Source organism: Flavobacterium sp. UBA7680, assembly GCF_002482975.1.
Taxonomy (GTDB): domain Bacteria; phylum Bacteroidota; class Bacteroidia; order Flavobacteriales; family Flavobacteriaceae; genus Flavobacterium.
This window is the reverse complement of record NZ_DLHA01000056.1, coordinates 1-11722: the sequence shown is the minus strand read 5'-3', so window position 1 is coordinate 11722 and position 11722 is coordinate 1. Positions and strand designations below refer to the sequence as shown.

General features: G+C 33.7%; 8 protein-coding genes. 5 read left to right on the top strand and 3 right to left on the bottom strand.

The genetic code is table 11. The features are described from left to right. Positions 1–115: 115 nt before the first annotated feature. The gene (locus B3C18_RS23020; protein WP_291152379.1) at positions 116–799 is read right to left on the bottom strand and encodes a ComF family protein; all 684 of its coding nucleotides are present in this window, start codon (positions 797–799) and stop codon (positions 116–118) included. Positions 800–877: 78 nt separating this feature from the next. Here B3C18_RS23020 and B3C18_RS23015 point away from each other — a divergent pair, with 78 nt between their 5' ends. Then, positions 878–2419 carry a glycine--tRNA ligase gene (locus B3C18_RS23015; protein WP_291152377.1) on the top strand — a complete coding sequence of 514 codons (1542 nt, stop codon included), beginning with the start codon at positions 878–880 and terminating at the stop codon, positions 2417–2419. 46 nt (positions 2420–2465) lie between these two features. On the opposite strand, the gene B3C18_RS23010 is transcribed toward B3C18_RS23015, so the two are convergent. Then, complete coding sequence (locus tag B3C18_RS23010; protein WP_291152375.1) at positions 2466–3704, bottom strand: hypothetical protein; 1239 nt, start codon at positions 3702–3704, stop codon at positions 2466–2468. A gap of 391 nt (positions 3705–4095) precedes the next feature. Here B3C18_RS23010 and B3C18_RS23005 point away from each other — a divergent pair, with 391 nt between their 5' ends. After that, positions 4096–4464 (top strand): helix-turn-helix domain-containing protein, encoded by a 369-nt coding sequence (locus tag B3C18_RS23005; RefSeq protein WP_291152373.1) that lies wholly within the window; start codon positions 4096–4098, stop codon positions 4462–4464. Positions 4465–4503: 39 nt separating this feature from the next. Here B3C18_RS23005 and B3C18_RS23000 read toward each other — a convergent pair whose 3' ends face one another. Beyond that, on the bottom strand, positions 4504–4896 hold the full coding sequence (locus B3C18_RS23000) for a helix-turn-helix domain-containing protein (protein WP_291152371.1): 393 nt from the start codon (positions 4894–4896) through the stop codon (positions 4504–4506). A gap of 538 nt (positions 4897–5434) precedes the next feature. Between B3C18_RS23000 and B3C18_RS22995 the strand changes: the two genes are divergently transcribed. From B3C18_RS22995 to B3C18_RS22985, 3 genes are read left to right on the top strand one after another with little or no spacing between them, the layout of a single operon-like run. Continuing rightward, entirely contained in the window at positions 5435–8725 is a 3291-nt protein-coding gene (locus B3C18_RS22995) for a gliding motility-associated C-terminal domain-containing protein (protein ID WP_291152369.1), read from the top strand. A 3-nt stretch (positions 8726–8728) separates the two neighbouring features. Beyond that, positions 8729–9643, top strand: coding sequence for a PorP/SprF family type IX secretion system membrane protein (locus B3C18_RS22990; RefSeq protein ID WP_291152367.1), 915 nt, complete (start codon positions 8729–8731; stop codon positions 9641–9643). Positions 9644–9645: 2 nt separating this feature from the next. Continuing rightward, complete coding sequence (locus tag B3C18_RS22985; protein WP_291152366.1) at positions 9646–11658, top strand: OmpA family protein; 2013 nt, start codon at positions 9646–9648, stop codon at positions 11656–11658. Positions 11659–11722: the final 64 nt, after the last annotated feature.

Genomic DNA, 11722 nt, shown 5'->3' with positions numbered 1-11722 from the left:
TCTGTTGTTTTTGATTTGGTTAAGAATTAATCTGCAAAAGGGATTGAAACTAGCTACCGTGTAGCGTGGAAAGCCCGGTCGCGATTTGCCTTAGCAAATCGGGATTTGCCCAAATTTAATATAACGCATACGCCATAGTAACAATGCTAACTTTACTGTTGGGGATTTGCAGTAAAGTTCGGCTGGCGGTTTCTAAGGTAAACCCCGTAGTTAATACATCGTCGATTAATAAAAAATGTTTGCCTGTAAATTCCGAAGTGTCGTTTAAAGCAAACCAGTCTGAGGTTTCGGACTGTCGTTCTAATTTGTTTTTTTTGGATTGGGTTTCAGTGTGTGTTTTCTTAATCAATAATTTGTCGCAGTACGGAATATCTAAAACTTCTGACAAGGCTTTTCCAAAAGTTTCCACTTGATTGTATCCACGTTTTTTTAATCTTTTAGGATGTAATGGAATAGGGATGATATAATCTACCGATTGTAAAATCGGAACTTCTTTTAAATCTTCGGCAAACCAATAGCCTAACATCGTGCCTATTGGTTGATTGCCTTTGTATTTTAATTGATGAATAATTTCTTGGCTAAAATGATTTTTAACAAAATAGAACAGGCTCGCCGTGAATTCAATAGGAACAATTCCTTTGAATTTTTGAGCCATTTCGTTGTTTGGATTTTTGTGGGCTAGGGTTAAAGGCAGTTGATGACGGCAACTGGTGCACAAAATATTTTCCTGATTTAACAGCGGAATTTGACAGCCGCAGCAGGTTTTTGGGAAAAATAATTCCCATAAATGTTTTAACATGATTAGTTGGGTAAAAAATCAGATGGCAAAACTATTTAATTATTGCATAGAATAAAGCATTTTGTATATTTTTGCGCCATGGCAAAGCAAGAAGATTTATTTAAAAATGTCGTTTCCCACGCTAAGGAATACGGCTTTATATTTCCGTCAAGTGAAATCTATGACGGATTAAGTGCAGTATATGATTACGCACAAAACGGAGTAGAGTTAAAAAAGAACATCCGTGAGTATTGGTGGCAATCCATGGTTCAGATGAACGATAATATTGTGGGTATTGACGCCGCAATATTAATGCATCCGACCACTTGGAAAGCTTCAGGTCACGTAGATGCTTTTAATGATCCGTTAATTGACAACAAAGATTCTAAAAAAAGATATCGTGCCGATGTTTTAATTGAGGATTATGCCGAAAAATTAAACCTGAAAGCCAAAAAAGAAATCGAAAAAGCGCGTGAGCGTTTCGGAGATGCTTTTGATGAAGAGCAATACAAAACTACTAATCCACGCGTGATGGAATATCTTTCTAAAGAAAGAGAAATTTTGGAACGTATGGGGCGTTCGTTAGGAGCAGGTGATTTAGAAGATGTAAAAGCATTAATCGAAGAGTTGGAAATTGCTGATCCAGAAACAGGTTCACGCAATTGGACCGATGTAAAACAATTCAATTTAATGTTCGGAACCAAGTTAGGAGCCTCTGCTGAAAATGCAATGGATTTGTACTTGCGTCCAGAAACCGCTCAAGGTATTTTTGTAAACTTTTTGAACGTACAAAAAACAGGTAGAATGAAAGTTCCGTTTGGTATTGCACAAACCGGAAAAGCCTTCCGTAACGAAATTGTAGCCCGTCAGTTTATTTTCCGTATGCGTGAATTTGAACAAATGGAAATGCAATTTTTTGTAAAACCAGGCGAAGAAATGAAGTGGTACGAATACTGGAAAACTACCCGTTTAAATTGGCATTTATCGTTAGGTTTGGGTAAACAAAACTATCGTTTTCATGACCACGAAAAATTAGCTCATTATGCTAATGCAGCAGCGGATATTGAATTTAATTTCCCATTCGGATTTAAAGAATTAGAAGGAATTCATTCTCGTACCGATTTTGATTTAAAAGCACACGAACAATATTCAGGTAAAAAATTACAATATTTTGATACCGAAGAAAATAAAAACTACGTGCCATACGTGGTAGAAACTTCTGTAGGATTAGACAGAATGTTTTTAGCGGTTTTTGCGACTTCATTAAAAGAAGAAACTTTAGAAGATGGTTCCACTCGTACCGTTTTAAGTTTGCCTTCGGTTTTAGCGCCAACTAAAGCGGCTATTTTACCTTTGGTTAAAAAAGATGGCTTACCAGAGGTTGCTAAAAAAATCATGGATGAATTAAAATGGGATTTTAAAGTGGCCTATGATGAAAAAGATGCGGTTGGAAGACGTTACCGCCGTCAAGATGCTTTAGGGACGCCATTTTGTATTACCGTTGACCATCAAACTTTAGAAGACGAAACAGTAACCATTCGTCACCGAGATACCATGCAACAAGACCGTGTTAAAATTGCGGAATTAAAAGGAATCATCAGTGATGAGGTTTCTATGAGAAACTGGTTGATGAAAATGTAATTATATCATTGTTTTAGAAATAAAAAAGAGGGCTTAGCCCTCTTTTTTATTTACTAATCATTTGATTTTGACTAGGGTTGAGTGCTGGTTTTTTAACTTTTTTGGGCTTTTGAATAGGTTTGGCAGGTTTAAGGTTTAACAGTACAATTTCTTGATTGGAGTTGGTGGTAGAATTTCCGGCAATCATATAACCACCATCGGCACTTTTTAAAATATTATAAAATTGGTAATTGCCATGAGCAAATTGATGTCTTTCATCCCATTCTACTTCTCCTTTATTGCTGATTTTAACCACTAAAACACTGTCATTAGCTCTTTCCGCATAATTAGGATTGCCTACTACTAAATAACCATTGTCGCTCGTGCTGACTAATTTATGAGGGGGATTGGTGTTGTTTATGTTGTCTACCTGCGGAGGAGGTAGAGGTAAGCCTTTTACTTTGTCGTTCAAAATGTAATTTTGCTGTTTTTTGATTTCGCCTTTATGGTTAATTTCAGAAATCATAAAGTGGGTGTCTTTGGCAACCGCAATTTCTCCGTGTCCAATTAAGGCAATATTTCCTGAATTGGTTTTTTCTACGTCTACGGTTTTGCAGTCGTAAATGTATTCGGCTGTTTTTTCTCCTGTTTTGTTGATGTTTTTTATAACGGTTTTGTAAACTACTTCGTCATCGGATATATTGCCTATTAAAAAGTATTCTTGATTGGTTTTTTGTACAACATCAATAAGTTCTGTAATTCTATCTATTTCTTTTTTCCATTGGATATCGCCTTCCTTATTGAATTTGAATAATATAATCGTTGATTTTAACGCATGGTTAGCATTGGCTTTAGCGGCTAAAATGTAACCGTTGTCGGTGGTGTGTTTAATTACCATAGGAGCCTGAATTTCCATAGGAGTGTATTTCTTTTCCCACTCTGTATCTCCTAGATGATTTAATCGAATCAGTTTGATTTGATTCTTTTCTTGGGTGTTTATAGATACAAATAAAAATTTGTCGTTTAAATCCTCTTTTCGTTTAAAAGTTTCTACCGATAAGATATTCTCGTTAGTATTTGCAAATGTTTTTTCCCATTCTTTTTTTCCGTTGGAATTAATTTTAATGACTTCCCCAGTATTGCTGGTTAACAACATACCAAAGTCAGAAGTGTTTAAAACAGACCAAGTTTTATCTGACGAACTGTTTAAGGATAATTTTTTCCATTCGGGTTTTAAATTGCTGGTTTGGCTGTAAACATTCAATATGCCAAATAAAGCCGATAAAATCAAGTAGATAGTTCTCATGGTATGTCGGAGTTAAAGTTTTAAAATTGAATTTTTATACTTTTTAATCTTTTTTACAATTCTATATATTAAATACCGTAATTAACATGATATTAATCACTGGATTTAATTTTGATTTGCGTTAAACTTGTGTACAAGTATCATTTGAAAATTGATTTTATGGGGATTAATCAATTTTTCTTCTAACATAAAAACGTTTCAATAGATTTAATTAAATCAAGCTCGTCAAAGCGTTTAATATATTTATTATATTTAATGCAGTCGTAGTCATGATTATGATTCAAGTTAGGCTTTTTTTGGTATTAAACAGTTGTTAATTTAGGTTTTTTAAGAATTAATTTTTCCTTTTTTTGAACAATATTATTCATGCTTTGTCTTAAAATGATTAGTTATGATAGCTAGCCCAGAAACTAAAATCAAACAAATACGAGAGTTGAAAAATCTTACTCAAGAGTTTGTGGCAGAAAGCATAGGGTTAACTACTCGTGCTTATTCTAAAATAGAAAACGGACAAACCCAACTTACGATTAATCGATTAAATCAGATTAGTGCTATTTTGGGCGTAGAACCCCTTGAGATTCTAGAATTCGATTGTGAACATGTTTTTAACCACTTTAATAATAATTCAAATAATGCAGTTAAAAATCAAGTAGCATGTGATTTAAAATTATCTGAAAAATTAATTCAGCAATACGAAGAAACCATTAAGTCGCTTAAGGAGCAAATAGAGTTGCTAAAAATCATTAATCAATGTAAATGACATTTTGTTAGACTATTAAAAATAAAAGAGACCGCTTGTTTAGGCGGTTTTTTCGTTTTTGGAAGATTTTTTCTGAATCAGAATATTTAATAGTTCAATCTGATCTTTTAAAGATTGAATCGTTTCTTCGTATTGGCAAATGAGTTTTTCCTGGATGTAACTGCAATTTAAGGGGTTGTTATTTTGGCAGTTGGTATTGCTTGTTTTTTGAGGGTTAAGAATTTTGTTTTTGTCGAATTCTAAAAGTTCTATAGACTTTACTCCTAGAACGGCGCAAATTTCATTAAGCCGGTTAATGGTTAATTGCGTTTCTCCGCACTCAATTTTAGAATAAGCTCTGGTTGTAAGCCCAATGCTTTCGGCTACGAATTCCTGAGTAAGATTTTTCAACTCTCGTATTTGTTTAATCTTGGTTTCAGGATTGTGTATCATAAAATATTCTTTAATATAAACAAATGTCATAACGACTTTTGTTTCCTTTTAAGCAGGAAAATAATAAGTCAGTTCAAGCGGATTTAAGTTTTTTAATTAAAAAATAGGGTTGAGTATTATTAATAATTTGTTTTTAATAGTGTAAATTAATATTTGATTCAATTTAATATAAACACAAGTGTTAAAATTAAAGCGTGAAATAAGAAATAAATAAGCAATTATAGGAATAATTATAATGCTGTAATAAGAACTATTTGGTCTTATATAGAACTTTTTAACAATTGTTTAGGTGTTGTGTCTATATAACTTAGATTATAGTTCCGTAAATCCATAAATGCACTACAATTAAATAAGTGTTTTTTAATTAAAAAGAATAAATAGTTCTTTTTGGTTATTAAAAAAGGAAATAAAATGTCTTTTTAATGATTAAAATCATGATTTAAATTCTTTTTGAGTTAGAGATTTGTATTAGGTATAGAGCATATTTTATCAGTGGTATTTTTGAAAAAAATCATAAACCAATAAAAATAGAGTTGTGATGAAAAATCTAATTTTATCTTTTTTTGTTTTCATATGCTTATTTGAAACAAAAATATTAGCGCAGTGCGGAACAACTCAAACATTTGTTTTTTGCGACATCACTCAAATAGATTCCAATAATGATGGCAAGCCAGATGGTATTGTTAATCTTTATGATGAATACTTTAAGCAAACAGGACAGGTTTTAGAAAAAGGTTTTTGGTTTGATCCAGGGTATAATTATACTTTAAATGAATCTACCGGAGATTTATATCTATGGGATTTGAAAGAATCCACGGTGGTTATTCCTACTCCTTTACAAGAGCTATCTTATTACGAATTTCAGTTGTTTAATAATTCATGCGGAAATACGAATCCAGCAATTACCATAAAAGTGCAATTGGGGCCATTTTCAGGTCATATTATACCAGTTTTGAGCGATGAGGTAGTGGCTCAGGTTTGTAACTTTCATGATGATTGGTGTGATACCACTACCAAATATGATTTAAATCAAGCATTTTTAACCCAACCTAATGCACATACGAATGGCAATTGGACATATTTAGGCAATAGTAAAAGTTTTATTACCATAGCCAGCAACCGTTATTTAATTGTGGATATCCCTTATAAGCCAGGGCCGTCGTTGGTAGATGAAGAAATCTTTGAATTAAAATATACGGTTCCGGGATATGAACCGTGCCAATCCGAAGCAGAGTCCAAGATTAAAGTTAAAGTAGTTCGTGGCGTATTTTCGGGAAAAGCCAATGAATTTAATATTTGCGAAACCGACATCTTAAATGGTGCCTACGATGCAGATATTAATCTAAGAGACGATGGTTATCTTTCTAAAGAAGATTTAGAAGGGGTTTGGTTGTACGAAAATGATACTACTGGTGAATTGACAGGGCCTGCGGACTCCATAATTAACTTAAAACGTGTTTTTAATAATTCGATTACACAAAATAAAAGATTCGGAGTAAGAACTTTTAGATATTCCTATTTTGTAAAAACCAGAGCTAAAGTTTGTGATGACGTAAGTAGTACTATCCGTTTTTCGGTTTACGAAAACCTAAGACCATTTAAACAAAAACCACAAGTGCCGGAATTTTGTTTAGGAGACGTTAATTCTTCTAAAGTAGATTTATATGATTTTATTGATTTTACTACCGAAAATGGAGTTACTTATGATTATGGTAAAAATGAGTGTACCGATTGGAAATTCATTTCTGGGGCAAGTAATTTGGGATTAATCAGTAATTCCGAAACGCCGTGTGTTACTCCTAATCCGTCATATACTTATAAAGGAACGATTGATTTGTCGGATACTGAAAATATAATGCCGGGCACTTATGTTTTTGAATATACTGTTTTTACGGAATTTAATGCAGAGGTATCTGTGCCCAGTATATCATTTGAAACTCCAGATCAGTGTATGCCAACGATGAGTATTCAACATCCTTGTCAGGTACAAACCGCACAGGTAACAATTATTGTTCATCCAAAAAAAGAATCTGAAACAACTGAGGTCGCTTTATGTGAAAGTTATTTTAATGACGAATCGGGTGCTAGAAAACAAATTGATTTAAACTCATTGTTAAAATCTGTGCCTTTAACAGAAGGTTTGTGGCTTGAAAAAGAAACTCAAAACCCAGTGGTAAATCCGTTTGTATTGCCAGAATTAACCAATAGTCAAACCTTTGAATTCGTTTATAAGTCGAATGAAAAATGTGTTCCAGATAGTAATTTGGTTTTAAACGTTTCTAAATTGTTTCATCCAGGTGTTGGCGCCGATTTAATTGTTTGTGAAAATGAAAGCTTTAATTTATTTGATAAATTAACTAATCAGCCTGATGTTACGGGAAAATGGATTACACCAGACGGATTAGAATCTTTAGGAAGTGAACTCATTTTTGACGCCAGTAAAATGCCCGAAGGAATTTATACCTATCATAAAGATGAAAATACGATATGTGAAGGTCAGCAAGCTTTCGTGAAGGTAACCGTAAATAAAAATCTGAAAGAAGTTACAGAAATAAGTGTTTGCGAAAATGAATTGAATGATGTCAATGGAAATCGAAAATCCATTGATTTAATCGAATTATTAACTAATAAACCCAATCAAGCAGGGGTGTGGATGATTAAAGAAACCTCTGAAGAAATCAGCAACCCGTATATTTTTCCAGCATTAACAACCGATCAAACCTTTGAATTGGTTTACAGAATCAGTCAGCCTTGTCTTTCGGAATACTTTTTAAACGTAGCGGTTTCTAAATCTTTTAGCGCGGGAATTGGGTTAGACCTTGCAGTTTGCGAAGATGAAATGTTTGATTTGTTTGATAAATTAACAGGTAACCCCGATACTACAGGAAAATGGATTACACCCAATGGATTTCAATCTCCAACTCATCATTTGATTTTTGATTTTAAAAACATGCCTGCAGGAACTTATACTTATAAAGGAACTGAAAATGAAATTTGTGGTCATTCACAAGCAGTGGTGAACATTAGTGTTAGTAAAAAACCTTATGCGGGTAAAAATAGCAGCGCAACGGTTTGTGTGTCCGACTCAGAAATTGATTTGATGACTTTATTGGATTCTTATGCCGATACTAATGGCAGCTGGATTGACGTGAGCGAAACCAGTGCCTTAATAGGTTCAAAAGTTAGTTTATCGGCATTGTCAGTAGGCATTTATCAATTTGATTATTTAGTAGATAATAGCTCCTCTTGTCCATCTTCTAAGTCAACTATAGAGATTCATTTGGTTCATGTAGAGAATCCTACCACCGCCACTGAGCAAAGTTTTTGTATTAGCAAAGGTGCAAGATTATCGGATATTCAAATTACTAATTACACCTCTGTAATTAACTTTTATGATACCGAAACTTCTGTAACTCATTTGCCTCATACCCAATTGTTAAAAGATGGGGAAGATTATTATATAGAAGCCGAAAATGCTTTAGGCTGTAAATCCGAAAGGGTAAAAGTTAAGGTTCATATTCTGCCTATTGGTACAGGCGATTGTAAAAGCGGTATAGAAGGAGGCGTTTCAGATAACAACGACGGAATCAATGATGAGTTAAACTTAGGTAATTTACCCATAGCCTTTCCTGATTTTAAATTAAGCATTTATAACAGATACGGAAGTTTAGTATACGAAGGAGATAAAAATACGCCAAGGTTTAATGGTAAAAGTAATGTGAAATTAACCCTAGGCGAAGTCTTACCTAGCGGGGTATATTTTTACATATTTGAACCAAACGACGGCAGTACAGCCGCATTTCAAGGAGATTTTTACTTAATCAGATAAGCCATGAAAACAATATACATCTTTATAGCATTTGTTTTAGGCAGTTCATCCGTAATTGCTCAGCAAACCCCTCATTATTCACAATACATGTATAATATGGGTATTGTGAATCCGGCTTACATGATTAATGAACCTGGTGTTGTACAGATTGGAAATTTGTTCAGAAAACAATGGGTAGGTATCGAAGGAGCTCCGCGAACCGTAAATATCTTTAGTAATATCCCATTAACAGACAAGATGGAAATCGGAGTGAATTTTGTTAATGACCGCATAGGAAGTCAGGCAACAGTTACCCAAAATATTTTTGATATAAATTTTGCCTACAAAGTGAAACTGACCGAAAAAACCAATCTTTCTTTCGGACTAAAAACAGGATTAGATAACATTGCTTTGGATTTTACCAAGATGGAAAATTACGGAGACCCCATGTTTCAGAATATGTCTCATACCATGTTGAATATAGGAACAGGGGTTTTCCTGTTCAAAAAGAGATATTATGCCGGTTTCTCTATTCCTAATTTAATTCCGAATGACCTTAATTCTTCAACCAGTCATCTGTACCAAAGTAAATCTCATTTGTATTTTATCTCGGGATATGTGTTTGAAATATCAGATAAATTAAAGTTAAAACCATCGGTGATTGTAAAAGAAGTAAGCGGAGCTCCGTTAAGCATGGAAGCTTTGGTAAATATGTTAATTAACAACAAAGTAGAGTTAGGAGTTTCTTCTCGCTATGAGGATTCTATAACAGGAATCGTTAATTTTTATATCACCCCCGATTTAAGAATTGGTTATGCATACGAGTACACCCTTAGCCGTTTACAGCAATTTAATTCGGGTAGCCACGAATTGATTCTGATTTATAGATTAAACACTGTAAAACTAAGTAATAGTTACACCTCACCTAGATTTTATTAGCCATGAAAAAGATACTCGTACTATTATGCTTATGGAACTTTCAGCAAGGAATTGCTCAAAGTCAATGCGACAATTACTATAAGATAAACGATTTTTTTAAAGCCGCCTCTTGTTACGAAGAACAATTGCTGAGCGGCGATCATAAAAAAGAAGTGATTTTAAAGCTAGCCAACAGCTATTATAATACTTATCGGTTTGAATCGGCAGCGATGTATTTGAAAAAGATTGTAACTGGCAGGTTCGATGAGCCCAATAAAAATTATCCCAATTATTGCAATATGATGTATTTTCATGTATTGTCGGCTCTAGGCAACCACCCAGCAGCTGTGGATTACATTGTTTTGTTTTATGAAAATTTAGGAATTAGTTTAGATAAGAAAAGTGTTTTGGAAAACATTGAAGAGTTCAAATTAAAAGATGATTTGTTTAAGATACAATCGGTTTCTTTTAATACGGAATTTTCTGATTTTGGAGCTGTTAAAGTTGATGACACTATCTATTTTAGTTCCGATCGGCCTTCTAAATTTGATCGCCAAATATATAAGTGGACACATCGTCCATTTCTGGATATTTTTAAAGCATCTAAAAAAGAAAAAGACACGACTTATACTGTAGAAGTATTTCCAGAAGCTATTAATACCGAATTGCACGAGGCCAATTTTTGTTTTACTAAAGATGGTAATACCATGTATTTTTCTGGCAGTAATTTTGAACATGGTAGAAAGAAATATGATAAAAAGGACAATAATAATATTAAAATTTATAAGTCTACTAAAGTAAATGGCCAGTGGACACCTGCTCAAAAAATGGCGTTTAACAAAAATAATTGTAGCATTATGCATCCAGCGTTGAGCCCCGATGAAAAACGCTTGTATTTTGCCTCTAATTTTGGAGCAGAAGTATCCGCTGCCTATGATTTGTATTATGTGGAATTAGAAGGAGAAAATAAAGATGTTTGGGTTCGTTTGCCCGAACCGATTAATACGGCGGGCAGGGAACAATATCCGTATTTAGATGCTCAAGGGAATTTGTATTTTTCTTCTGCCGGACATTTAGGTTTGGGCATGTTAGATGTGTTTGTCTGTAAGAATATTAATGGCAGCTTTGAATATCCGATTAATTTAGGAGCGCCGATTAACTCTTCTTTTGATGATTTTGCTTTTAGATATTCCGATGATAAAAATGGTTATTTTGCCTCGAACAGAGATTATTTTAACGATGATATCTACGAATTCACTCAATTGAATAGTATATTTAAAAAACAATACACCATTGCTTTTGAAATTCGGGATTCCGAAACCAAACAATATGTTGCAGACTGTAAGGCTATTTTAAAAGATAAAAATCAAAAACAAATTTACTGCAATACCTTAGATTCTATAGCTGTGTTTAACTTGAATATTTATGCAGGAATTTATGATTTAAAAGTAGAGCATCAAAATTATGAAATGGCAGATTTTAAAGCCGTAGTACAAGATCAACATCAACAAAAATTGGTGTTTTATATTAAACAAAAAGTGAAACCAATCCCGGTATTAGAGCCAGAAGAAGTAGAGGAGCAAAAAGATCCAGTGGCTTATGCCGAAAAGAAAAAGGAAATCAAAAAACAAATCGTTGCGGATACATCTGGGCCAAAAGTGATAGAAAAAGACGGGAAAATGTTTTTTGAATTAGAACCTATTCATTTTGATTATGACAAGTGGACCATTCGAGCCGATTCTAAAAAAATATTGGATGCTTTGGCCGAAAAAATGGAAAAATACCCATCCGTTCATTTAAAAATTGTGGCACATACCGACAATCGTGGTACGGAATTATATAATCAGATTTTATCTGAAAAAAGAGCAGAAGCCACCCGTAATTATTTAGCGTTAGAAGGTTATGTAAATGCCCGAAGAATGAAGTTTGTGGGTATGGGCGAAAGTAAACCTTTGTTATATTGTTTGGATTTTGGATGCAATGAACACGATCATTTTATGAATCGACGTTGCGAGTTCGAAATCATTAAATATTAAAAAAACAGGCGGTTTTAAACCGCCTGTTTTGTTTTGCGTAAGGTACTGTGTTAATAAACAAGCA